The organism is Granulicella sp. L46, assembly GCF_009765785.1.
In the GTDB taxonomy this organism is placed as follows: Bacteria; Acidobacteriota; Terriglobia; order Terriglobales; family Acidobacteriaceae; genus Granulicella.
Genome location: NZ_LMUT01000012.1, coordinates 1344753 through 1369975 on the forward strand (window position 1 = coordinate 1344753; position 25223 = coordinate 1369975).

General features: G+C 58.0%; 22 protein-coding genes and 1 riboswitch. Of the genes, 10 read left to right on the forward strand and 12 right to left on the reverse strand.

The window, feature by feature from the left end; translation table 11 throughout:
- Positions 1–142 precede the first annotated feature (142 nt).
- Positions 143–2119 carry a capsule assembly Wzi family protein gene (locus GSQ80_RS14980; protein ID WP_254059657.1) on the forward strand — a complete coding sequence of 659 codons (1977 nt, stop codon included), beginning with the start codon at positions 143–145 and terminating at the stop codon, positions 2117–2119.
- Positions 2120–2154: 35 nt separating this feature from the next.
- On the opposite strand, the gene GSQ80_RS14985 is transcribed toward GSQ80_RS14980, so the two are convergent.
- Positions 2155–3111 (reverse strand): UDP-glucuronic acid decarboxylase family protein, encoded by a 957-nt coding sequence (locus tag GSQ80_RS14985; RefSeq protein ID WP_158788369.1) that lies wholly within the window; start codon positions 3109–3111, stop codon positions 2155–2157.
- 54 nt (positions 3112–3165) lie between these two features.
- Complete coding sequence (locus GSQ80_RS14990; protein ID WP_158788370.1) at positions 3166–4575, reverse strand: UDP-glucose/GDP-mannose dehydrogenase family protein; 1410 nt, start codon at positions 4573–4575, stop codon at positions 3166–3168.
- Between the two features lie 170 nt (positions 4576–4745).
- Here GSQ80_RS14990 and GSQ80_RS14995 point away from each other — a divergent pair, with 170 nt between their 5' ends.
- Genes GSQ80_RS14995 through GSQ80_RS15020 form a run of 6 tightly spaced genes read left to right on the forward strand, consistent with a single transcriptional unit; the run spans position 4746 to position 12005 of the window.
- A complete protein-coding gene (locus tag GSQ80_RS14995) occupies positions 4746–7007 on the forward strand; it encodes a polysaccharide biosynthesis tyrosine autokinase (RefSeq protein WP_158788371.1) in 2262 nt (753 codons plus the stop codon).
- Positions 7008–7057: 50 nt separating this feature from the next.
- Positions 7058–8020: a polysaccharide biosynthesis/export family protein gene (locus GSQ80_RS15000; protein ID WP_254059658.1), complete on the forward strand. Its 963-nt coding sequence runs from the start codon at positions 7058–7060 to the stop codon at positions 8018–8020.
- 17 nt (positions 8021–8037) lie between these two features.
- Complete coding sequence (locus tag GSQ80_RS15005) at positions 8038–9297, forward strand: glycosyltransferase family 4 protein (RefSeq protein WP_158788373.1); 1260 nt, start codon at positions 8038–8040, stop codon at positions 9295–9297.
- A 57-nt stretch (positions 9298–9354) separates the two neighbouring features.
- Positions 9355–10545 (forward strand): glycosyltransferase, encoded by a 1191-nt coding sequence (locus GSQ80_RS15010; protein WP_158788374.1) that lies wholly within the window; start codon positions 9355–9357, stop codon positions 10543–10545.
- A gap of 3 nt (positions 10546–10548) precedes the next feature.
- Positions 10549–11181 (forward strand): putative colanic acid biosynthesis acetyltransferase, encoded by a 633-nt coding sequence (locus GSQ80_RS15015; RefSeq protein WP_158788375.1) that lies wholly within the window; start codon positions 10549–10551, stop codon positions 11179–11181.
- Complete coding sequence (locus GSQ80_RS15020) at positions 11178–12005, forward strand: glycosyltransferase family 2 protein (RefSeq protein WP_158788376.1); 828 nt, start codon at positions 11178–11180, stop codon at positions 12003–12005. The genes GSQ80_RS15015 and GSQ80_RS15020 overlap by 4 nt, the downstream gene beginning before the upstream one ends.
- A 34-nt stretch (positions 12006–12039) precedes the next feature.
- Here GSQ80_RS15020 and GSQ80_RS15025 read toward each other — a convergent pair whose 3' ends face one another.
- A complete protein-coding gene (locus GSQ80_RS15025) occupies positions 12040–12420 on the reverse strand; it encodes a response regulator (protein ID WP_158788377.1) in 381 nt (126 codons plus the stop codon).
- A 157-nt stretch (positions 12421–12577) separates the two neighbouring features.
- Between GSQ80_RS15025 and GSQ80_RS15030 the strand changes: the two genes are divergently transcribed.
- The gene (locus tag GSQ80_RS15030) at positions 12578–13480 is read left to right on the forward strand and encodes a tyrosine-protein phosphatase (protein WP_216850338.1); all 903 of its coding nucleotides are present in this window, start codon (positions 12578–12580) and stop codon (positions 13478–13480) included.
- A 9-nt stretch (positions 13481–13489) separates the two neighbouring features.
- Here the strand turns inward: GSQ80_RS15030 and GSQ80_RS15035 are convergent, their stop codons facing one another.
- On the reverse strand, positions 13490–14185 hold the full coding sequence (locus GSQ80_RS15035; protein ID WP_254059659.1) for an SDR family NAD(P)-dependent oxidoreductase: 696 nt from the start codon (positions 14183–14185) through the stop codon (positions 13490–13492).
- Between the two features lie 62 nt (positions 14186–14247).
- Entirely contained in the window at positions 14248–14826 is a 579-nt protein-coding gene (locus tag GSQ80_RS15040; RefSeq protein ID WP_158788379.1) for a hypothetical protein, read from the reverse strand.
- A 260-nt stretch (positions 14827–15086) separates the two neighbouring features.
- Here GSQ80_RS15040 and groES point away from each other — a divergent pair, with 260 nt between their 5' ends.
- On the forward strand, positions 15087–15386 hold the full coding sequence (gene groES / locus GSQ80_RS15045) for a co-chaperone GroES (RefSeq protein ID WP_158788380.1): 300 nt from the start codon (positions 15087–15089) through the stop codon (positions 15384–15386).
- Between the two features lie 65 nt (positions 15387–15451).
- Complete coding sequence (groL, locus tag GSQ80_RS15050; protein ID WP_158788381.1) at positions 15452–17119, forward strand: chaperonin GroEL; 1668 nt, start codon at positions 15452–15454, stop codon at positions 17117–17119.
- A gap of 79 nt (positions 17120–17198) precedes the next feature.
- Here the strand turns inward: groL and GSQ80_RS15055 are convergent, their stop codons facing one another.
- From GSQ80_RS15055 to GSQ80_RS23430, 7 genes are all read right to left on the reverse strand, one after another.
- The gene (locus GSQ80_RS15055) at positions 17199–17375 is read right to left on the reverse strand and encodes a hypothetical protein (RefSeq protein WP_158788382.1); all 177 of its coding nucleotides are present in this window, start codon (positions 17373–17375) and stop codon (positions 17199–17201) included.
- 238 nt (positions 17376–17613) lie between these two features.
- Complete coding sequence (locus GSQ80_RS15060) at positions 17614–20049, reverse strand: Orn/Lys/Arg decarboxylase N-terminal domain-containing protein (RefSeq protein ID WP_158788383.1); 2436 nt, start codon at positions 20047–20049, stop codon at positions 17614–17616.
- 145 nt (positions 20050–20194) lie between these two features.
- Positions 20195–21142, reverse strand: coding sequence for a hypothetical protein (locus GSQ80_RS15065; RefSeq protein WP_158788384.1), 948 nt, complete (start codon positions 21140–21142; stop codon positions 20195–20197).
- 127 nt (positions 21143–21269) lie between these two features.
- Positions 21270–23648: a TonB-dependent receptor gene (locus GSQ80_RS15070; RefSeq protein WP_254059660.1), complete on the reverse strand. Its 2379-nt coding sequence runs from the start codon at positions 23646–23648 to the stop codon at positions 21270–21272.
- A gap of 163 nt (positions 23649–23811) precedes the next feature.
- Positions 23812–24114: riboswitch (cobalamin riboswitch) on the reverse strand.
- 27 nt (positions 24115–24141) lie between these two features.
- On the reverse strand, positions 24142–24549 hold the full coding sequence (locus tag GSQ80_RS15075; RefSeq protein WP_158788386.1) for a DUF6869 domain-containing protein: 408 nt from the start codon (positions 24547–24549) through the stop codon (positions 24142–24144).
- 129 nt (positions 24550–24678) lie between these two features.
- A complete protein-coding gene (locus tag GSQ80_RS15080) occupies positions 24679–25059 on the reverse strand; it encodes a GNAT family N-acetyltransferase (RefSeq protein ID WP_254059661.1) in 381 nt (126 codons plus the stop codon).
- On the reverse strand, positions 25056–25202 hold the full coding sequence (locus tag GSQ80_RS23430) for a hypothetical protein (protein ID WP_254059662.1): 147 nt from the start codon (positions 25200–25202) through the stop codon (positions 25056–25058). Before GSQ80_RS23430 ends, GSQ80_RS15080 begins: the two co-directional genes overlap by 4 nt.
- Between the last annotated feature and the right edge of the window lie 21 nt (positions 25203–25223).

Below are 25223 nucleotides of genomic sequence, written 5' to 3' on the forward strand. Positions count from 1 at the left end.
GTCAAGGGAATTCGAGGCCATCGCAGCCTTTTGAGCTGATGAACTTTCTAGAGCCTGGGATTGTTCCCTAGGGCCAAATCAGCCTGCTACCCAGTACACTCAAAGCATGTTCTTTCCCAGACCCCATGGGCACGCGGCCAGCTTGCTCCGGCTAAGCGCAACGGCGTTTCTTCTATTGCTGATCTTTCAGGCTACGGATGCAAAGGCACAGGAGCTACCGACTCCCTCCAATGTGCCTCCTTCGGCTCAGTCCACAGTACCCGCAGCGGTGCCGACTCAGAACAGCACACCGGCCTCGTTGCCGGCCGCTGTGCAGGTTCCTCAGGCCGGGCGACCTGCCCTGCCGCCCTACGCTCCTGAGGGGTTAGGACCGCACCACGATATTCTCGGTTCTGTCTATATTCCGGTGGACAGCATCGTGTATCCGTTGGCTCTGCGACTGTATTCCATGGGCTTTCTGGATACAGCGTTCATCAATATGCGTCCCTGGACGCGCCGCAGTCTTCTGCACATGCTGGAGCAAACCTCGCCTGCCGTCATTGCCAGTGGGAATGACCAGGCAATCGACATCCTCGCGAAGCTGGACTACTATCTCGCCGCCGAGGGCGCCGAGGATGCAACCACCGAGATCCATTTCGATCGCGGCAACGTCTACGGCGTTCAATCGGCCTACACGCGCATGATGGGCATCAGCGGGCAGACGCTGCGGGACAGCTACCACCTGGGCCAGACCATCGCACAGGACTACGGCCGCCCCTACGAGCCAGGGTTCAACAACATTACAGGCTTCGCGGTGCTCGATGAGTGGTGGCGGCTTTCCCTCTACGTGCGCGGTGAGTATCAATATGCGCCATCTTCCTACGGCTACTCCATCAACCCCGGAACCTGCAACCCGAATTCTCCAACTGGTCTCGTAGAGCGGTTATCCGCCATCGACGAGATATATTATTGCGTTCCGTATAACGCAAACCAGGCGACCATTCCTTCCGGCCCCATCCCTGCCGTAAGTACGTTCCGCCTGCAGGAGGCAACGCTCTCCTTCCACCTACTGGGTATGGAGTTCTCGGGAGGCAAGTCCGACTCGTGGGATGGCCCGGGCCTGGGCAGCGCCATGAATTGGAGTAACAACGCGGAGGATATTTATTCTTTCCGCATTAATCGCGTGGAGCCGCTCTATATTCCTTGGGTGTCGAAGGTGATGGGGCCGCTTCGCTACGACTTCTTCGTGGGATCGCTGCAGGGCCATACGTCTCCCAACGCACCATGGGTGCATTCGGAGATGTTCAGCTTTGCACCCACGTCGAACTTCCAGTTTGCCTTTTCGCGCTCCATCATCTGGGGTGGGCATGGCCATGGATGCGAGCCGATACTACCGGACGGCCAACCCACACCCTGCAACCAGCCGATTACGCTCCACACCTTCTTCCACAGTTTCTTCTCTTTCAACGACACCAACGGCGCGGAGAAGTATTCGGTTAACGATCCGGGCGCGCGCTATAGCGATTTCAGCTTCTCCTACCGGCTGCCATTTGTCCGCCACCACCTGCTGCTGTATCTCGATTCCATCTCTCACGATGACGTATCGCCAATCAGCGCGCCGCGCCGCGCATCCTACCGGCCAGGCATCTATCTCACCCAGTTCCCCGGCCTGCCGAAGCTCGATCTCAGGGTTGAAGCCGCAAACACCGACTGTTCGACTACAGCCTGCACCAATGGCAGCCTTGCCTACTGGGAGACAATCCAGAGGCAGGGATATACCAACAAGGGCTTCATCATGGGCGATTGGATCGGCCGCGAAGCCTTGGGCGGTCAAGCTTGGCTTACCTACCATCTCTCAGCAAATGAGTGGGTGCAGTTTGAGTACCTGACCAAGAGGACCCACAATGACTTCATTCCGGGGGGAGTAACGCAACGTCAGTACAAAGTTGATGTCGTAAAGCGGCTGGCGAAGGATGTCGAGCTGGATGCGTGGGCGCAGGTGGAACGCTGGAAGGCGCCAATCTACATTCAGAAAGAGAACAACGGTGCAAACTACGACAACGTAATCGCCGTTCAATTGACTTGGTATCCGAAGCTTCATAATGACGTCAGGAATCGAGCTCCGGGCACAGAGCCGTGACGCGCGGCTCCGTTGAATGGTCCAAAAAACGCCCGCTATACGCGGGCGTTTTCATTTTCGATGCATGCGGTGAAGTACTCCATAGAACGCTCTAGCCCTTCGCGCAGCCCCACCTTTGGCGACCATCCAAGCAGATCGCGCGCGCGTGTGATGTCCGGCCGACGACGCATGGGATCGTCCTGCGGCAGTGGTTTATAGACTATCTCGCTCCGTGATCCAGCCACGGCCTGCACCTCTTGAGCGCACTCGAGGATGGTAAATTCCTCGGGGTTCCCAATATTCACAGGATTGTGTTCATCGCTCTTCGCCAGCAAGAGAATCCCGTCGATGAGGTCTGAGCAGTAGCAGAAGCTGCGCGTCTGCGAGCCATCTCCGTAAATTGTCAATGGCTCTCTGCGCAGGGCCTGCATCATGAGATTTGAAATCAGGCGACCATCCCGGGGCTGCAAGCGAGGCCCATAGGTATTGAATATCCGCACAAGGTGCGTATTCACGCCGTGATAGCGCTGATAGGCCGCTACTGCCGCTTCGGAGAAACGCTTGGCTTCGTCATAGACCGATCGCGGTCCAATGGGATTTACATTGCCCCAGTAGCTCTCCACCTGTGGATGCACTAACGGATCTCCGTAGCATTCAGAAGTGGAGGCGTGCAGGTATCCGGCGCTGTGTTTCTTGGCGATCTCCAGGGTGTTGAGCGTCCCCGCAGAGCCGACCAGGAGCGTTTCGATACCCAGGCGTATGTAATCGACCGGACTCGCCGGGGAGGCGAAGTTGAACACGTAGTCGACCTTGCCGATATCGAAAGGTTGGGTAATGTCCCGCTGTTCAAAGATGAAGCGCGACTCGTTCTTTAGGTGGGCAAGGTTTTCAAGATTGCCGGTTGACAGATTATCCACTCCGACAACCTGATGCCCTTTTGCCAGGAGAGCATCGCACAAGTGTGATCCCAGAAATCCCGCGGCTCCGGTAACAAGAACCAGACTTTCAGCCATCTACCATCCACCTTTCTTCATGCAGCCTACGACAGAAAACAACCATCCGGAGGATCAGACAGCCAGCCGCGCGGCTTCGCGCAAAGGGGTTGCAGAGGGTCTTCCGATGCTCAGGTACGTAAAACCATTTTCGATCATGTGTTGTGGATCGTACAAATTTCTGCCATCGACAATAATTGGGTAGCGCATGAGCGAATGAAGTTGCACAAGATCCAGGCTTGCAAACTCCTGCCAGTCCGTGAGGATCAACAGGGCGTCAGCGTCAGCCGCTGCCTCGTCAACACCACTCGCATACTGCATCTGGCTGGAGCGCGGTATCTTCGATTCAGCCCGCCCCATTGCCGCTGGATCGTAGGCCACGACCGTACAACCCTCGGCCAGGAACATCTCTACAAGATCAATCGCGGGCGATTCACGGATGTCATCCGTGTCGCCTTTGAAGGCTAATCCGAGCACTGCGAGCCTCTTGCCGCGTAGCGTCCACAAGGCTGAGCGAACTTTGCTCAAGAACCTCTTCTTCTGGTTGCTATTGATCTTCTCGACTTCGCTCAGGAGGTTGAAATCGACACCCATCTGCTCCGCCACCGAGCGAAAGGCAGCAATATCCTTAGGGAAACAGGACCCACCATAGCCAATGCCGGGGCGCAGGAACTTCGGGCCAATCCGCGAGTCCAGCCCCATTCCACGGGCTACCTGCTCCACATTGGCGTCCGCGGCTTCGCAAAGATTCGAGACCGCATTGATAAACGAAATCTTCAGCGCAAGAAAGGCATTCGACGCGTGCTTGATGATCTCCGCACTCTTGGTCGAAGTCTGCAGGAGGATGGGGAGATTCTCAGGAGAGCAGCCCCCAGGAATCGCATTCGGCCGGCGATAGTATTCCCCTTGAGTCAAGGGCAAATAGATCTCGCTTAGAAGTTCGGAGGCTCGTTCGCTATCGGCGCCAACGACGATCCGATCCGGATGCAGAAAGTCCTCCACTGCGGTGCCCTCTCGCAAAAACTCCGGATTGGAGACGATATCGAATGCATCCCGTGGAACTCCATTGCGCTCGATCACTCGACGAATCCATTCGTTGGTGTAGACCGGGACGGTGCTCTTTTCGATGATGACCTTGTACCCATTGATGGAGCGGGCGATTTCGCTGGCGACTGCCTCTACATAGGACAGATCAGCATCTCCGGTCTCCGACTGGGGCGTTCCAACCGCGACAAATATGGCCTGACAGGTGCGCGTCGCCTCACCCAAATCGGTCATAAACCGTACACGGGTGTTGCGATATCGCTCCAGAAGTTCAGGCAGGTGGTTCTCATGAATGAGCGTGTCACCGCCTTGGAGCGCGGCTACCTTGCTTTCGTCGTTATCCACGCAGATGACGGAATGACCCATCTCCGCAAAACACACCGCGGCGACCAACCCGACATATCCTGAGCCCACGACCGCAATTTGAACCGCTTCAGCCATCAATAAATCTCTCTTATAGAAAAATGCAGGAACGTACGTGTCTGTACTAACTATTATCGCAGAGCGGCGCTGCCCGGTCCGATACCGTAACCGATATCTGGTTTGGGCCCTCGCGGAGGGCAAAAGCGCAGGTTTGCCGAAGGGCCTTGTTCGCGTAGACTAGAAATTGAATGAGCCCTGTACCATTTGAGAATTCGCCGGCAGACGCTGAGGTTCCCGCTGCCTCTTCAGGAACCCAGCAAAACGCCACCGACGCAACCTTATCGGAAGCTTGGGTCACAATCCGTTCCCGCAAGAAACTGATTATTGCGGTGGCCGCTCTTGGCGCGATTTATGGCTTCTATCAGGGCACGACGCAGCCGCGTCTCTATACCGCTGGCGGCACGATTGAAATTCGCAGCGGTTCGTCGAATGAGTATCGTATTGGCGGTGGTGGTTCGGGAGGAGACTCACGGCTTCCCACAGAAGTTGCGATCCTGAAGAGTAACTCGCTGCTGCTGTCGGTCGCGCGGGACCGCAACCTAGCCAATGATCCGGCATTTCTGGGGCCGAGCCCACGCTATCAGAACGTTGACGATCCGGTGGTCCGGCAACGTGTCGTCGGCGCACTCCAAAGAGATATCAACGTTGCCGTCATTCCGAAGACCGATCTTGTCAGCATCACCTGCACGACGGGTAAGGCCCAGCTCTCCGCCGACATTGTTAATCAGCTGGTGCAGGACTACATCGCGCACAGCTTTCAATCCCGGGCAGACGCGACCAAACGAGTGGCAACCTTCTTCTCATCCCAGCTCGATGATTTGAAGCAGCAGGTGGAGACGTCTCAGGGAGAGATGCTGGAGCTCCAAAAGAAGCTCGGCGTGCTTGGGTTCGATCCTAAAGATAACCAGATCACCGCCACGTTGGATGAATTGAACCGCGCAGCCGGGGCTGCGGAGCTTGCGCGCATCAATGCGGAGACGCGTTACCAGGTACTCTCCACCATGGATCCCAGCATTCTGGACCAAGCCGGGAATGCCTACACTCCGAGCAATGTATCCTCTCTGCGCGGTCAACTGTATGCCCAGCGCACACGTCTGGCTGACCTCGAGACAACTCAAGGACCCAATCATCCCGACATTAAGGCTATCCAGAATCAGATTGCGGAGCTGAATCGAGAGATTGGCGTTGAAGAAACCCGCATCCTCAGCGAGGCACAACAGAGCTACCTCGCGTCCAAAGCCCAGGAAACGCAGACCAACGCTGCACTGGATGCTGAAAAGGCCACTGCGTATAAGCTCCGCGATGACCTACTCCAATACACCCTGCGTGAACGAGAGTTCGAAGCGAATCGAACTCTCTACGATGGCCTGGAACAGAGACTTCGCACAGCCGGTGTGGAAGCGGGCCTTGAATCCACGGAAATCGAGCCGATTGATCCCGCGTATGCTCCCTTGGGTCCGACGCTCAGGCCACGCACCGGCATCGTGGTCATCGACACCTTTGTGATGCTGATCTTCGGCCTCATTCTGGCCTTCCTGCTCGAGAGCCTGGATACCGGCCTGCGCAGCGTCGCGGAGATTGAATCCGTGTCCGGGCTGCCTTCCCTGGCCCTCATTCCTCGCGCGCGCCGAAGTGTGTCCGACGAAACATCCTTGTCGACCGCGATGCGCAACCTGGGAACGCTCTCGAGTCCGAAGTCCCAGTTCTCCGAAGCGTTCCGCGCTCTGCGCACTTCGCTGTTGTTATCGGTTGCGGGCGGTGAGCCACAAGTTATTTTGCTCACCAGCGCCACGCCGTCCGAAGGTAAGACGACCGTATCCATCAATCTGGCGTGCGTGTTGGCGCAACGCAATGTGCGCGTGTTGATCATCGATGCGGATCTTCGCCGGCCAACAGTACATCATCGTTTCGGGCTCAACGGAAAGGTCGGCCTTACGTCGGTGTTAACTGGCAGCGTCAGCCTTGAAGAAGCGATCCAGACCATACCAGAGATCCCCCAACTGGATGTTCTGGTGAGTGGCCCGGTTCCACCATTCCCCACCGAAATGCTAAGCTCCGAGACCATGCAGCAGCTGATCCAGCGGTGCAGGGGAATGTATACGCACATCGTGATGGATTCTCCACCACTCCTGTCGGTGACAGACAGTGTGGTGCTCGCACGCGACGCGGACGCAGTCGTGATGATTGTGCGGCACGGTAAATCCAGCAAACATGCCATGCGCCGCGCCCGCGATCTTCTGGTCCGCTCCGGTGCACCAGTCACAGGTATTGTGCTCAACGCAGTCGACTTGAACAGCCCTGAGTATTACGCCTACTACGGATACTACGGCTATACCGGCTATGCAGCTGCTGGTGTTGACAGCGCCGGCTGGGAGTCGAAGAACGATAACAAGGATTCTGGCTCGAAACGAGGCCACAAGGGCGATTCCAAGAAGGGAGATAGCGAATGATACGTTTGAGCCGTCATCATCCTGCCGTTCGCTTGGCCCACGGATACTGCTTGGCTGGTCTGTGGGCTGCGGCCTACATCCTTTTCTTAATGGGCGCCTCTGAAGCCCGAGCACAATTCAGCGGTCCAGCCACTTCGAGTACCGCAACCTATAACCAGGAGCTTACTGCGACGACGGATCGAGCAATCCTCTATCCAGGAGAGCGAGATATCGTCTTGACGATTGGCGACAATATCGCCATTCACCTATTTTCCGATGGAAAGTACGCGCCGCAAGTCCGCATCAATAATGACGGCACGGTACTCCTCCCCTTGATCGGAATTGTTCATCTGGAGGGGCTATCCGTGACACAGGCGGAGGACCTGATCGCGGAAAAACTAGAGAGCGATGGGATGTATCGCAATCCTCAGGTAACACTTCAGATAGTAGAAGGCCCCAACGCGGTCGTCACGATAGTTGGTGAGGTTCATGCGGTCGTTCCGGTAGTCGGTACACGTCATCTGCTCGATGTCCTTTCCACCGCGGGCGGCCTGCCCCCAACCGCAAGTCACGTCATTACGATTAATCGCCCAGGCGTTCCAAAACCTCTTGTGGTCGATCTGGGAACTGATCCCATGCTTAGTTCCCTGGGCAACATTCCAGTCTTTCCCGGTGACACGATTGTTGTCTCGAGAATTGGAATTGTCTACATCCTCGGGTCCTTCAGCAGCCAGCTTGGAACCATTCCCCTGAATGCCTACACCCCGCTAACTCTCACCGAGGCCACTGCCCTCGCAGGTGGTTACAAATGGGAAGGAAGATTCAATGATCTCCGCATCATTCGCACGGTTGGCGATCATCGCACGGTAGCGGTGTACGACATCAAGAAAGTTCTGAATGGAAAGGTCCCGGACCCAATTCTGCAGCCAAACGACATTGTGTACCTCCCGCCCGTTCCGCTCAAGCAGTTCATCACGTCTGGTGGCTTAGGAACCACGCTGGGACTCATCAGCCTGGCGATCGCATTGCGCTAACAGGGAGCACCCACCTCATGACGGATTCTTTCGATCCATCAAGCAGTGGGACGGTGTGCCGCAAGGCGCGCCTCGCTTACCTCGTTAGCCATCCTATTCAGTACCAGGCCCCCTTGTTGCGGCGCATTGCCCTTGAGCCCGATATCGACCTTACCGTCCTGTTTGGCTCAGACTTCTCCGTACGCGGGTATAAAGATCGCGGCTTTGGCGTCGAAGTCGCTTGGGACACGCCTCTGCTCGAAGGCTATCGCTCTGAGTTCCTGCGGCCTTTCCGCGATACAGGAGAGGTTTCGCCGACCACCCCCATCAGCCGCGGCATCTTCCGCCGCCTGCAACAGAGTGATGGCAGCCCTGCGTTCGACGCCCTATGGGTGCACGGATACGCGAGCATCAACTCATTGCAGGCCATCCTTGCCGCCAACGCGCTTGGTATCCCAGTCCTCCTACGCGCAGAATCGTGGCTCGCTGACCGTGTGCGCACCCCGTGGAAGCTGGTACTCAAGAAAAAATTCTTTCGGATGCTTGGTAAAGGAATTGCCGCGGTACTGCCCATCGGAACGGTAAACGCCGAGTATTGGACCCATTACTTTGGCACCAGTGTTCCGAAGTTCATGATGCCTTACGCAGTCAATAACGAATATTTCGCGGGGCTGGCAGCGGCCGCTGTCCCTCGCGAGCAGGAACTTCGCGCCGAACTTGGGCTCTCCGCTGAACGACCGGTGATTTTGTTTGCCTCAAAGCTCCAACAGCGCAAACACGCTGATCACCTGATCGAGGCCTACAGCCGCTTTATCGCAGACAGGACGCCGGATACGAGGCCCTACCTCGTTGTCGTTGGCGACGGAGAGCAGCGTACTCAACTGGAAGCGCAGGCACAGCAGCTAAGGCTCGAGGATGTGCGCTTTGCGGGGTTTCGCAATCAATCGGAGCTTCCCCGCTTCTTTCAGCTTGCCGACGTCTTCGTTCTGCCATCGCGGCACGAGCCGTGGGGGCTGATCGTCAATGAGGCCATGGCATCGGGATGCCCCGTCATCGTGTCCACAGACGTAGGCTGCCATGCAGATCTGATCACCGACGGAGTAGAGGGCTGCGTCTTCCCTGTCGGCGATATTGGCGCACTTACCCAGGCATTGCACCGGGTCTTTTCCTCTCCTCAGACTGCTGCGAAGATGGGGGAGGCCGCCAGGAGGCGCATCAGCACCTGGACTTATGAAGAAGATGTACATGGTCTGAGACGGGCCCTCGCTGCGGTAACACGAATGACAAAGGACTGGTAATCTTAGGCTTGTGCGCTTGCTTCTCTAGAAGCGACTTGAATCTCTTTCACGCTATCCATGAGAATTCTGCACATCGTCGGTTCCATCAATCCCGCGGCCGGTGGTCCGACCGAAGCGATTCGAATGATCATTCGTTATCGCCCGCCCGGCTACGAGGCAGAGGTGGCCACCCTGGACAGCCCGGACGCTCCATTTCTTGGCGAGTTTCCCTTCCAGGTGCATGCCCTCGGCAACAGGAAAAAATCTTGGTACTCCCCCCGGTTGATTCCGTGGCTGATTAAGAATCGTGATCGATTTGATGGCATCATCGTGCATGGACTTTGGGAGTTCACGGGACTGGCGGCTCTGCTTGCGGTTGCCGGACACAAGCCTTTCCTGGTCTTCACCCACGGCATGCTCGATCCATACTTCAAGCGTCGGTACCCACTCAAGCATGTAAAGAAGTGGATTTACTGGATACTGGCGCAATATTGGATTCTTCGCGCTGCTTCGCGAGTGATGTTCACCACCGAGCTTGAACGCGATCTCGCCACCAAGACCTTCTGGCTATGGCATTGGAATCCGATGGTCGTCTCCTACGGGGCCGACCCGCAGATGCCTGACATTGATGAGCTCGTGCCGGCATTTTATGAGCGCTGTCCAGAGCTGAATGTTGAGGATGCCGACCGCAGTTACTTGCTGTTCCTTTCGCGCATCCACCCCAAAAAGGGATGCGACCTGCTCCTCCAGGCATTTGCAGCCGTTGCCCCGGCTCATCCAGAGCTGCATCTGATCATGGCCGGCCCGGATGCGACGGGGATGCGGAAGGATCTACAGCACATCGTCGATGACGCTGGTCTTGCTCATCGCGTCCATTGGCCCGGCATGCTCAAGGGCGACGCGAAGTGGGGCGCTTTCGCCGTCAGCGACGCCTTCGTTCTTCCCTCACACCAGGAGAACTTCGGAATCGCGGTCGCCGAGGCACTGGCCTGCGGTCGACCTGTTTTGATCTCCGATCAGGTCAACATTGCGCCGGAGATCGAAGCCGATGGCTGCGGCATCGTTGAGCACGATACCCTGAAAGGCACCATCCATCTTCTGGAGCGTTGGCTGGCTCTGGATCCCGAACAGCGTCAGGCGATGCAGCAGCAGGCCAAGATCACCTTTGCCCGGCGTTACGATATGCGGAGGAACAGCGCCCTCATTCTTCGCATCTTCGAACGCCTCCGGACACAAACGCCCGCCTCTGTCGTTCACGAGGCTAACTGAACTATGGGCCGCCAGGCGCATTACCGTGCCACTGACCACATCCCGCCCGAGAGCCATGCGGACGCTTACACGCGACCAGCCTTCAGCGTGGGCAACCGATTTCGGCGTCTGGTCTGGAACATCTGCTGGATACTGCTCTATCGCATCTCTCCGCGGCCGTTCCACGCATGGCGTGCCACGCTGTTACGACTCTTCGGCGCCACTCTCGGCAGCGACTGCCATTTCTATCCTGCATCCAGGGTATGGGCTCCGTGGAACCTTGTTTGTGAGGACCACGTAGCCGCCGCCGATGGCGTAGAAATCTACAATCCTTCGCCCATCCACATTGATACTCACGTGATCCTCTCGCAGGACTGCTACATCTGTGGCGCAACCCACGACTATAACCACCCTGACTTCCCATTGATCGCCTATCGCATGCACATCGAAGGCTACGCCTGGATCTGCGCGCGCGCCTCAGTCGCGCCGGGCATTCATGTCGGCGAAGGTGCTGTACTCGGCATGGCTGCCGTTGCAACACGCAATCTAAAGCCGTGGACGGTCTACAGTGGCAATCCTGCAGTCGCCATCCGTGAGAGAACCCGCACCATCCCGCTAGAAGACACGCAAACCGTCCCGGCCGGAGGCGACGCGTGATCTCGGTGCTCATCCTCACGCGCGATGAGGAGCAGGATTTGCCCGGTTGCCTCGATTCCGTCGCCTGGTGTGATGACATTCACATATTGGACTCTGAAAGCACCGACGGGACCGTCGAAATTGCGCGCCAGCGAGGCGCTACCGTCACGACCCGGCGCTTTGACACCTATGCGGCTCAACGCAATGCTGGTATGCAGCTACCCTTTCGCCACGACTGGGTGCTGGTGCTGGATGCCGACGAGCGGCCGACTCCGGAACTGAGCGCTGAAATGCCGCCCGCAGTCGCCACTGCTCCGGCGAGCGTCTGCGGCTTCCGCATCCGTCGCCGCGACTTCCTGTGGGGCACTTGGCTAAAGCATGCGCAGTTGACCCCCTATTATGTTCGCCTGTTGCGCGTTGGACACGCGCACTACACCCGTGATGTCAACGAGGTGGTCGAGATCGATGGCGAGATTCTGGAGTTGCATTCGCCTTTCGATCATCTTGCCTTTTCAAAGGGCATCACGCACTGGATGGCAAAACACAATAGCTACTCGAGCAAGGAAGCCGAGCTGTTGGCCAGTGGCAAGGCGACGCGCGGAGCGTCCTTGTCACAGGCTATTTTTGCCAGCAACTTCCATGAGCGCAGGGTCGCACAGAAAGCCATCTTCTACGAGCTTCCTGCAAGGCCAGTGATTAAGTGGTTTTATATGATGTTTGTTCGCGGCGCGCTGCTCGACGGCTCTGCTGGCGTAATGTACGCAACCCTGCACAGCTTCTACGAGTTTCTGATAGAGGTGAAGCACAAGGAACTGATCCGCCGGCGCGAAGGCAAGCCACTGTAAGGCGGCAAGCCTCCGTGAGCCGACGGGAAGTCGCTTAGCCTCTGAGCTTGGCCAGCAGGTCGGTTGGGTGGACGGGCTTGGCCAGGATCTCGAACTCATGGCCCTGCGTGCGAGCGCGCTCGAGAAGATCCGCCGTCGCAGCCTGACCGGAGAACAACAGGATCTTGCAGTTCGGTAGACGAGCTCGCGTCTGGATAGCTGCCTCGATTCCCGTCATCCCTGTCATGATCACGTCGGAGATCAGCATGTCAGGATGGAACGTATCGAGCGCGTCGATCGCCTTCTCCCCGCTGTAGACGGCGCGAGCCTCGAAGCCCGCCTGGTTCAGGATAATCGCCAGCGTGTTAGCGATCACTTGTTCGTCGTCCGCGACCAATACCCGGGGCTTCGATTGAGTCGTTGTCTTGTCTGCCATGAATAATATTCCCTTGAAACTCTTTCTTTAGCTTCGTTACCTAACATTTCCAGCCAGCGAATGGTCATCTTCCTGGACGCCACCCGCCGCGTATCATCATACGTGTATCCAGGAGCGAGAGGATGCGCACAGCTGTTCTATCGAGCCTGTTCCTTCGATGCAACCCGCCTGGTCCGCGCTGCCTGCCGGCGGCAATCTATTCCGATCAAACTTCTCGCACGGTGATACTCTTGCCGTAGCTCGCATGGTCGACCTTCACCATCATCTGCTACCAGGCCTCGACGACGGGTCTCCCAACCTTGAGACTTCGGTGGCCATGGCGCGCATTGCCGTCGACGATGGCATAACCCACGTAGTCGCCACTCCCCACGCCAACAACGTATACGCGTTTGACCCCTCCGAGATCGCCAGACGTGTCGACGCCCTGCGCTCTGCCCTCGCCGCCGAGGCGATTCCGCTCAAGATTTCCTCGGGCTGCGACTTCCACCTCAGCTACGACAACATGCAGGACGCCGTCGCCAACCCCAAGAAATACACGCTAAACGGTGGCGACTACCTTCTTGTCGAGCTTCCCGACTACGGACTGTCCCCGCACCTTGACGAGGCCTTCTATGAGCTCGGACTGGCCGGCATGCGCCCCATCCTTACGCACCCCGAGCGAAACCCGACGCTGCAACGAGATCCCAAGCGCCTCGCAGACTGGATGCGTATCGGCTTACTCACCCAGATTACGACCAGCTCGGTGGTCGGCCAGATGGGAAAGCAGGCCGAGCGAATGGCTCATCGCATGCTCGCCGACCGATGGGTCCACTTCCTCGCCACCGACGCGCACAATACACAGTCGCGCCCACCCCGCATGCGCGCCGCTCATGACCTGGTCGCAAAAAAATATGGCGCTGCCTACGCCGACCGGCTCTGCACCAGCAACCCCATGGCGGTCTATGAAGGAAAACCCCTTCCCCAGCAGGACGAACCGCTTCACCTGTATGAGGAGGATGCCAAGCTCACGCGCCGCTGGTGGCAGATTTTCTGGAAGCAGAGAAAAGAAGAGCGCGATTGAAATCGGCTCCTACAGCCCTAGTCCACCGTCCACTGCCACCAGTTGTCCGGTGATGAAGTGGGGTCCCGTCGCGAAGAAAAGCACCGCGGCCGCAACGTCTTCTGCACGCCCGTTTCGCTGCATCGGTGTCTTGAGCGCGAACTCCTCGTAAGCGGGGTTGACCTCTCCCATCACGATCATGCCCGGCGCCACGCAGTTCACACTGATCTCCGGCGCCCAGGCCTTGGCCATGGTCTGCGAGAGCATATGCAGCGCCGCCTTCGACGTGCAGTAGTGCGCATGCGTCGGCCACGGATGAAGACCGCCCAGCGAGCCGATATTTACGATCCTGCCACGGGCCGCCTTCAAATGCGTATGAGCTGCCTTCGCCACCAGAAAGGGCCCGCGCGTATTGACCTCAAACATGGCGTCCCACTCCGCCACGCTGATCTTCTCCAGCGCAACAGTCTCGAAGGCGCCCGCATTGTTTACGAGCACGTCCAGGCCACCCAGGCCTTCGACAGCCGCAGCTACGGCTTCCGTTACGCTCGATTCCTCACGCAAGTCACAGCGGACGGCCAGCGCTCGGCCACCGGAGGCCTGCAGGTCCGCTACCGTTGAAAGGGCTTCAGTTTCCGATCCCAGGTAGCTGATCGCGACGTCCGCGCCAGCCTGTGCCAGCGTTAATGCCAGGGCACGGCCGATGCGCTTCGCACCGCCTGTCACGAACGCACACTTCCCTGCCAGCGGGCGCGCCGTCTGACGCGTCTCCTGCCGGCTCTCTTCGCTCACTGCGGAGAGCTCGTCTGGGGAGTCTGGGGAGTCTGAGGAGCAGGCGTGCTTGGCGGCGGAGTCAGCGGCTGATCACCAGCAGGCTTCGCCGGTGGAAGCACGTGATTTGGTGGTTCCTGGACGCCCGGCTTCAAATCAGCGGCCTTATCAATATTGTCCTGATACTGAGAAATCTGCTCGCGCGGCCGCATCATCCGTACTTCAAGAATTTTTTCCGGACCCACAACGTGAATGTTCTGAGCATAGGTCGCGAATCCATTCGCAATCACTTGCACGGATACGTCGCTCCCTACCTCGATGACATCGATGGTCGCCTTACCCTCAGGGTCGGTCTTGACCTCAAGGTTGCCGTCGTCCCGGCCGTTCATCGTGGCGTGAAAGACCACCGCTGCGTGCGGCATGGGCTTGCCGTCATAACCCTTCACCACGGTTACGACAATGTGCGAAAGATCGGGAAGGGGCTTATATTTGCGCCCATGCTCCGGCTGTTGCGCGCCCGTAACCGATACGATCCCTGCAACCATCGCCAGGCCCGCGGCCCAGCCCAACATTCTGCTTCGGTACAACTGCATCATGGCCTGATTCTATCGCGTGGAGGGGGCTTTTGGCTGCTCAATGAGCTAAACAGACCACCACCTGGAAACCTTAGCGGCTTTCACTAAGATTTCACCTTAGCCCATTGACTCTCGCCCCTGAAAAGCATAGATTAGCAGTCGGCAGTAGAGAGTGCCAACAGGTTCATTTGAGCCGCATTCCGCTCATCCGTGCCTCTCCCCGGCCTCTCATAGGCACCACACAGCAATCTGATCAACAGAAATCAAGGAGAAGCATCAACATGGCAGCCACTTCATTTACGCCGTTGCACGATCGCATTCTGGTTCGCCGCCTCGAAGAGGGCGAAAGCATCCGTGGCGGCATCATCATCCCCGATTCGGCCAAGGAAAAGCCGCAGCAGGGCGAAGTCATCTCGGTCGGCAAGGGCAAATCCAACGATGAGGGCAAGGTCTTCCCGCTCGACGTCAAGGCTGGCGACACCATCCTCTTCGGCAAGTATTCCGGCAGCGAGATCAAGCTCGACGGCGAAGAGTTCCTCATCATGCGTGAGGAAGAAGTCCTCGGCATCCTCAAGAAGTAACGCGCTGCTTATACGCGCTTTTACTGAGAACTAACAACTAAGAACGAACAACCAGGAGCTTTTAAATGGCAAAGCAAATTCTGCATGGAGAAGATTCGCGTCAGGCGATCCTGCGTGGCGTCAACACGCTCGCCAACGCGGTAAAGGTGACACTCGGTCCCAAGGGCCGCAATGTCGTCATCGAGAAGAAGTTCGGTTCCCCCACCATCACCAAGGACGGCGTCACCGTAGCCAAGGAGATCGAGCTTTCGGACTCGATCGAGAACGTCGGCGCACAGCTCGTAAAGGAAGTCGCTTCGAAGACCTCGGACATCGCTGGCGACGGTACCACCACAGCCACCGTGCTCGCCCAGGCGATCTTCCGCGAGGGCGTGAAGACCGTTGCAGCCGGCGCGAACCCTGCTGCCCTGAAGCGCGGCATCGACAAGGCTGTTGAGGCCATCATCGGCAAGCGCGATGAGCAAGGCGTAGTGACTGGCGGAGCGCTCTCGAAGTTCTCCAAGCCCGTTACCGGCGACATGATTGCCCAGGTTGGCACCATCTCCGCCAACTCGGATGAGCAGATCGGCTCGATCATCGCTGCGGCGATGAAGAAGGTCGGCAAGGACGGCGTCATCACCGTCGAAGAGTCGCGCACGATGGAGACGCAGCTCGACGTCGTCGAGGGCATGCAGTTCGATCGCGGCTACCTCTCGCCCTACTTCGTCACCGACGCAGAGCGTATGGAAGTCGCGCTAGAGAACCCCTACGTCCTCATCTATGAGAAGAAGATCTCCTCGATGAAGGACCTGCTCCCCTTGCTCGAGCAGATCGCCCGCACCGCTAAGCCCCTGCTCATCATCGCCGAGGACGTGGACGGTGAGGCGCTCGCAACCCTCGTGGTCAACAAGCTGCGTGGCACGTTGAACGTCGCTGCCGTAAAGGCGCCTGGCTTCGGTGATCGCCGCAAGGCAATGCTCGAAGACATCGCGATTCTCACCGGCGGCAAGGCCATCACTGAGGACCTCGGCATCAAGCTCGAGGGCGTCAAGATCGAAGACCTCGGCACCGCCAAGCGCATCACCATCGACAAGGACAACACGACCATCATCGACGGTGGTGGTGAGGACGCCAAGATTGAAGGCCGCGTCAAGGAAATTCGCGCTCAGGTCGAGAAAACAACCTCCGACTATGACCGCGAGAAGCTCCAGGAGCGCCTTGCGAAGCTGGTCGGCGGTGTCGCCGTCATCAAGGTCGGTGCAGCTACCGAGACCGAGATGAAGGAGAAGAAGGCGCGCGTTGAGGATGCGATGCATGCAACCCGCGCGGCTGTCGAAGAAGGCATCGTCCCGGGCGGCGGCGTGGCGTTGATTCGCTGCGTACCGGCTGTCGACGCGCTCATCAAGACGCTCGAGGGCGACGAGAAGATCGGTGCGAACATTATCCGTCGCGCGATCGAAGAGCCGCTCCGCACCATCGTTGGCAATGCCGGCGAAGAGGGCTCGGTCGTCATCGGCAAGATCCACGACTCGAAGGACGCCAACTACGGCTACAACGCTGGAACCGGCGTCTACGAGGATCTGGTCAAGGCCGGCGTCATCGATCCGACCAAGGTCACGCGCACTGCCCTGCAGAACGCCGCGTCGATCTCTGGCCTGCTGCTCACCACCGAAGCCATCATCGCCGACATTCCGGAGAAGAAGGAAGCTCCGGCAGGCGGCGGCCACGGCGGCGGCATGGACGGCATGTACTAAACAAACAGCAGCGAGATTCTCGCTTCTGCGATCTGGTCATGCAAAAGGCTCCCGGCTGCCGCTGGGGGCCTTTTGCTTTCTAGATTTGGGAGCTATCCTCTTGCTGACTCATGAAGCGGCGGTACGAAGCGATCACATCCACCTCTTCCCGCGTAAGGGGAACGTTTCGCAGATCATCCCCCGCCTGGCACGCTCGAACATAGTCCTCGAAAATTTTTACTTCCCTCATCAACTCCTGCATTCCCATTATCATCATTGTCCTCCTGATTAGGAGCCTTCTTTTGGAGAGCCGAGCAAAAGGCGAACCGCGTCCTAATAGCGATTCGACGCTTCAAGAATCGCTCAGGATGTCGCCAGAAAATCATCGAAATGTAAAGAAAAGAGCATCCGCGGAGATACGCATCGAAAGCTCCAGCACTCAAGAGTACAGAAGTGCAGCGCAACAACAGGAAGGGCCCCGGATAGATCCGGAGTCTTCGTTTTGTTGCATGCCCTTACCGTTCCGGCGAGATCCTTACCGGTGTCCCCGGCAATGGAGGCCCATCGTCTCCGGGCAGGTTTTTCTTGCGACGCTTCACTGGCGGCGCGGAGCTCGGCCCCTTCTGTTTGCGGCCGTTCTTCTTGCCGTTCGCCGTTTCGATCACTGCACGCATCCAGTAGTTGCCATTCTCATCCACTTCAACGCCGTGCGTCTCGCGCTCGAAGCCCGGAAACCGCTTGCCAAACTCTTCCATGGCGATGATCAGCTTGATCACCGGACTCTCCAGCCCGCCCAGCCGCTCACCCGGCATCGACATCGGAATTCCCGGCGGATACGGCACCAGCATCACTGCCGCGATGCGTCCGGCCATCTCGGCAAAGCGCACCTTCTCCGTCTCGCCGCGCAACAGCTTCTGATACGTCTGTCCCGGCGTCAAGACCGGATCAAAGTCCTCATCCGCGGCTGCATTTACGAGCCCTGAAAGATTTAATTCCTGCATCACGCTGTGCATCTGGTCGCTCAGCTCCTTGAGCGTCACATTGCGATACCGCGCCGGATATTTCATCACCAACTCCGGCAGCGCCTCTTCAAGCGGAGCCTCGCTGTCGTACAGCCGCTTGAACTCGAACAGGTTTTCGAGCAGTGCACCCCACTTGCCCTTACTGGTGCCGACGGAGAACAATACCAGTACGGTGTAATCGCCAGTACGCGCAATCTCAACGCGGCGTCCATCGAGAAATTCCGTCAGGATCGCCGCCGGAATGCCCCAGTCGCCAAACACACCCTGCGCGTTCACACCCGGTGAAAGAATCGTTACCTTGGCTGGGTCGAGCATGCAGTAGTCATCGGCAATATCTTCGTCCTGGTAGCCGTGCCACTCCTCGCCCGTCTTCAGCGTCCATGCGCTTGATTGGTTGGTCAGCAGGCCGTCAGCGGCCTCTTCGAACAAGTAGGTCTTCCCATCCAGCGGGTCGAACACATACTCCGGCTGATAAAGCCGGAAGAACCAGCCCTGCTCCGCCTTGCGCAACCGGTGCGCAATCGAGGACATGGCCTTGCGGAAGCTGATCGCATCCTGCAGCGTCTCGCTCATCAGCGTCGGTCCCGCAGGGTCATCCATCATTGCGGCTGCGACGTCAATGGAGGCAATCAGCGGATAGAACGGCGACGTGCTGCCGTGCATCATGAACGCCTCGTTGAACTGGTCGTAGTCCAACTGTGCCCGCGGGCTCAGCTTCACATGCACCATCGACGCCATCGAGAAAGCCGCCAGCATTTTGTGCGTCGACTGCGTTGAGAAGATTACCGGCCGGTCCGCCATTTCATCTGGCACGCCCATCGCGTAACGTCCGCGATAGATCTCGTGGAACTTCGCATACGCGTACCAGGCCTCATCGAAATGCACGCGTGGAACGCTCTTTGCCAGCTCTTCCACCACGCGATCCACGTTGTAGCAAAGCCCATCGTACGTCGAGTTCGTCACCACCGCATACGTCGGCACCTTCGACCGCGCGCCGGCACTAAACGGGCTCCGCTCAATCAGCGCCTGCACATTCTCCGGGCTGAAGCGCTTAATCGGTACCAGGCCAATCATGCCATAGCCGTTGCGCGTCGGCTTGAAGTACACCGGCCTCGCTCCCGTCACCGTCAAGGAATGACAAATCGATTTGTGGCAGTTTGCGTCGGCCAGCACAATGTCATCCTGAGCAATCACGCCATGCCCGACGATCTGGTTTGAAGCCGACGAACCGCCCAGCACATAGAACGTCCAGTCGGCTCCAAAGATGCGCGCCGCATTCCGCTCGCTCTCTCCGGGAGGCCCCAGATGATCCAGCCACGATCCCAGCGGCGATGTCGAGATGCCGAGGTCCGAGCGCATAATGTTCTCGCCGAAAAATTTGTGAAACTCCATCCCCACCGGATGCTTCAGGTACGCCACGCCGCCCATGTGTCCCGGCGCGTCCCACGAATACGCACCCTGCTCGGTATACTTCTTCAACTCGCGGAAGTACGGCGGTAGCAGCTGCTCGTGGTATCGTTCCACGGCAAAGTCCACGCGGTTGGCGATGAACGCCGGCGTATCGCCGAACAGGTGAATGTACTCATGCACCTGCTTCACGACCTCGAGCGGCAACTCACTCACCAGCGTCCGGTCAGCGATTAAAAATATAGGAATTTTCTTGTTACGTCGTCGGACCGCACGCAGAATCTTCAACGCCGCGCGCTCGTCAAACTGGTTTTCGCCTTCCAGATCCCAGTCCAGCAGAATCGCGCTGTGCGATGGATCGGAAGTCACCAGCGATAACCCATCCTCAGGAGTCGAGGTCCTTACAACTTCGTACCCCTCTGCGGCGATAGCTTCGACCAGACGCTCCATGGCGCGGTCCGAAACTGAATCCGTTCCACCTACTTCACTCGCAATCAACAGAACCCAACGACCTTCGTTCATACACCTCTCGTTCCTGCTCCATGGTACAGGCTTCGCATGAAGGAATCACGACTCCGGACGACGGAATCACGACTCCCGCTGGAATGCCCGAAAAAAGGGCACGGCCATAAGCCGTGCCCCTTTCATTGCCCAGCTTCCACTGTTGTTACCACATCAAGTCGACACCTGGATGAACGTTATTTGGCGTCTGTATCTTTACTCCCGGTTGGGTAGTTTTCAGCTTGATACGGATCAGGGTGTCGCGCTTTACGCGGGCAGAACTCACATTAAACCTCACCAGATAACTACCGGCGATGGCTTTGCTGAACTCATTGAGATAGGGCGACAGCGAAGGCGGCGTGATCGTCCCCATGTTGAAGGAAGTACCGCCCGAAGCCTCACCTACCTGCGCCAGATAGCTTTGACCGCTGAAGCTACCCCGCCCGCCCCGCATACCCGACTGGGGATAATAAATCGAATACACCGCGACCCCGGCCCGCTGCGCATCTTCCTGCGCTGTCTGGACGTACGGGCTGTTCTGGTTCATCACCGAAGGCCGACCGTTGTATGGGTCGACTCCGTTGGTCACCAGCAGCACGAACCGCGCGCCCGGCTGGTTGGACGGCCAGTGCTTCGCAAACTCTGAGAGCGTGAAGTACGGGCTGCCATTAACTCCGGCCACCGACATTGGAATCCGTAACTGCGCCGCCGCAGCCTGGTGGTTCGCCGTAAACGTGTTCATACCGCGAACGGTGCCGTTCTGCATGTAACCCACCAGCACCTTCGCGCCCGGCGGCAGCGAGTTAATGAAGGTTGCAAAGTCATCTAACTGGTTGCCGAACCCAGACCTCAAACCGTCATCAATCAAAATGGCAATCTGCGCGCCAGGCGGCGGAATTGGCTTCACCGACAGAATCGGCGTGTCCTGACCATTTACCTGGAGTTTCAGTAACGCCGGATCCAAGGGAGCGCCGCTCTTGGACTGCACCGAGATCGTCGCCGTGGTGGGCAACGGTCCTTCCACCGGAACGCCTTGCCCAAAGACGGGCAATGCTGTCATCACGAAGCCGGCAGCGAGGGCCGATATCATCTTGCTGCGAAAACTCTGGGACATAGTCTTCCTCCTTGAACTTCAATCGCTTAGACGGGGTTTGCAAGCCACAGGTGACACCAAACCTCCGGGTAATCTTACGCTAGCTTCCCGGAAACCTGCGCTCATTTCCGGGAAGCTTCCAAAAATCCTACCTGCCGCCCAGCTGAAGCTTCAACCCCGTCTGAAACGTCAAAGGAAGCCCCGGGTACCCAATCGGCCCAATGTGCTGGTTGTTCAGGAGATTGTCGAACTGCGCAAAGTAAGTGAACCCATGCTTGAGTGCGTAAGTGAAGCTCAAATCGAGCTTTGTGTAACCAAAATCGAGATTCCGATTTGGCAGCAGTAGCGTATTGCCGCCGTTGAGGTCCTCATACTCCAGGTACGTGGAGTCGTCACTTCGGCTGGCGATCGCTCCAGTCATAGAAAACGTCAGCCGCGGGCGCGTGTACTGGGCGTTGAAGTATCCCGTATTCGGAGCTCGCCGAAAGGGACGCGCGCCAACCAGCGGTCCGAGCGCGCCAATGGGTACTCCGGGAATATTCGGGTTCTCTGTTGGTTCACCCTGATTCGCCGCAACGGCATCCGAGGCGAACGATTGCAACACTTTCGCATCCAGGTAGGTATAGCCTCCGCGGAACAGGAAGTGCGGCCGTGGCTGCCACGCCAGCTCCACCTCCGCGCCCTGCGCGCTAAAGGCGAGCGAATTCACGTAGGCCTCATACAGACTTACGCTTGGATTCAAATCCAGACCAAAGTACTGGTTCAGCGCCTCGGCGTCCACGCCCTCCAGTTGATGGTTGAACATGTTGTGGAAGTAGCCCACCTTCAGCGTCAGCTTTTCCCCCAGGATGTTCTGATCTATGCCGACATCGTACGTGCGCGAACGCTGCGGACCCTGCGGCGTGATGTTGTACTTCTCAATATCCTCAGTATCGCCGGCCTGCAACAGCTGCGTGTACAGGCTCTGGAACTCAATCGCCAGCGTAGGTTCCTGGACACCTGTCGCGGCATTGGCGCGGAGCCGCGTCCCATGGAATATCTTGGCCGACGGGCGCACCGGCACGTAGCTCAACCCCAGCCGCGGCGTTCCTGCAATCCCGTACAGGTGATTCTTCTCCAATGCGCCACCCGCCGAATAAAACAGCCGGTGCCAGAACTCGCCCTGGAACTGCAGGTTGTATTCAAAGTTCGTGCGCTGCGTCGACTCATGCTCCGTGAAGTCAAAATCCGGGTCGTAGGCGTCGGTGTAGTAGTCGTTATACGAGCCGCGCTCGTTGTCATACCGAAATCCGAACAGCGCAATAAAGTGCGGCGAAAAGCTGTAATCCGTCTGGTAGTACAGCTGGTCGAGATTGTTGGCCTGGTCGTAATTGTTGCCGGTATACAGCTGCACCTGGCCGGTCGCCGTATATCCATTCGCGCCGCGGATAGTCACCACGTTCCCCACGTTGCCCGGCCCACCTGCGCCCGGATCGTCCTCCAGGAATGTCCCTCCGGCGGCAAACTCCTGCTCCTGCTCGCGCTTCCGCGCAATTCCGTACCGCACCAGGTTGTGCCACTTCCCTTTGAACCAGTTCTCCAGCGTCGCGCCGGAATATAGATCCTGATCGGCCTGCCGGTTATCCTGCGATACTCCCTGAAAATCCCAGGCTCCCGGAACGCCCTGAACGGAATCCGCATTGCGGATTGTGAAGCGGATCAGCGTATTGCCGTTGAAGTTAAACCCGACGTTGATCGCCGAGGTGGTTAAGTGATACCTGTCCAGCGGCAGCGCATTCGACGTATCGATTCGCGAGAACGCCCCAAAGTAATCCAGCCTGCTCCACGTACCACCAATCGATGCCCGGTTCTGATACGTGTACAGATTGCCCGCACTGCCCTCATAGTTCAACTGTGGCACAGGCGTGGTTCCGCGCGTGGTGTCAATCGTAACCACGCCGGCGCCGGCATCCGTACCGTACATCGCGGAATCCGGCCCGCGCACCATGTCGATCTTGCCCACGGCCGTTGAGCTCACCGTGCCGAAATCAAAGACGCCGCCAATGTCATCGGCCGGCACGCCATCGATCAGCACAAGATTTGCCGTCGAGTTCCCACCGCGCATGAACAGGCTTGTAACGCTTCCAAGTTGTCCGGTTTGCACCATGAAGGCGCCCGGTGTCAGCCGCATCACATCCACAACCCCGGTCCGCAAGTCCATCGCCTCCTGTGGAATCACGGTCACCGGAGACGTAAGCTGCGGCAGCGGCGTAGGAATGCCCGTTTCACTGACCGTAATCTCCTGGCGCACGGTGTTGGCTGCAAGCACGACGTCCTGCTGCAGCACATCGTTCACCCCGCCATAAAAATCCGTGCCGATGGCGGGCAGAAATCCCGCGGCAGAGCCAAGCAGTGTAAACCTTCCCGAGTCCGAGGACCGAATCTCAAACGACCCGTCCGTTTCCGCATAGGCAAAGGCGACAGTCTTCCCATCCTTCACCAGGCGCACCATGCCGCGCGGCACCGGCTTGCCCAGTGCATCGGTCATGCGGCCACGGATCACTACCGCCTGCGCGCAGGTTGAAATCAGAAATCCTAAAAATGTAAGGGCAACGCAGCGAGCGATTCTCGCGCGTATCGATCGACTGGCCGCATAACGGCCCAGAGACGATTGCATAGTATTCTCCTCCGCTTCCCCGACGGAAGCGTGGCAGGCACAACAGCAATGGAACCGGTCTCCTGACTGGCGCGATTTCAAAGTCGACCCTTGTCTTGCAGAGAGCGTCCCTTCCCGATGTCCATTGGACGATCAGTGGGCGCCTCCGGGTCAGCTTCACCTATAAATCCTGAAACCAAAAGTCTTGGCTTTTAGATAAATCCCTAAAAGCTTTGGTTTCTAGACTTGCAGGTGCGCGCATCACAGTTGCGGGGCAGTGGCGGAGTTTCACCGCGCTTCCCGAACATTCCTTTGCGGTAGCGTGAACAGATGGGACGTCGCCTTCGACAGCAGCAACGCAGAGACTTCAGCTGAAGTCTCTATCTTATGCGATTAGCTGTAGGAAGACCGCAGGATCAGCGATTGCCTTAAGCCGCGACCACACTTCTTCCGACATGTGAGCCTTGTAAGAGCTACGGATGACTCCAACGAAGGTCGGGTCGCGCTTCACTTCCGCCTCCACTCGGTCGATCAGCGTTGCGCCATAGACCGACATCAGATCCTCGAACACAGCGGCCGCGAGCATCTGTTCAATCACGGTTGTCCGGTTGAGTCGACGAACCGTAAGAATCAGCTGCCAGCTTTCTTCCGGTCGATCGATCACCATGTCGTCCACTAAGTTATAAGCCCACTGCAGCTCGGTACATTCGCGGCAGGGACCACCTACCCGCTCCCAGGCTTCTTGGTAACGGATCCAATTGCGAGCTAAGTCTTGTATCTCGAGGGCCGTCATGCCATCAAGATATACCTCTGTAACCACGCCGCATAGGGTCTATAAGACTTTAGTAATATGCCAAAAGGCGTAGATTTACTGCCTGATACATCACTCAGCGGGTTCCTGGACCTTCCTGCCCGCTCAGTTTCAGACACTCTTCGTCATTCGGATCACCGGGAGCGCCTCTCCATTCGGCAGAGGAATCGCAATCCGCTCCTGCTCGACATACCCACGCAGGTGGTAAAGCGGTGCCCCGGTCAGGGTCGATCCCATTTCCAACCGAGTGAATCCCGTCTCCCGCGCCTGCCGTTCACAGTGCGCAAGCATCAGGCTTCCTAACCCCCGACGCGCCCACCCTGGATGCACAAAGATCGCGCGAATCTTCGCCGCGTCCGTTGCTGGATTGAGACTGGCTGGCTCTCGACCCGTCATCCCGTCGCTTCCGCACAGCGTCGCTCGATAGCTCCAACCACCGCTGGCGACCATCTCTCCCCCAACCTCGGCCACAAAGTACGTCCCATCCGTCACCAGTTGCGAATCGAGTCCGAGCGCATGCCCCAGCGCGCCTCAATCTCCGCCGGACTATAGTCATCGGCCTGCAGCCCTCGCACCGACGCCTCAATCAGCACATGCAACGAGGGTACATCGGCCTCAGTCGCCCGGCGAATCACCACCCCATCCATGCCCACACC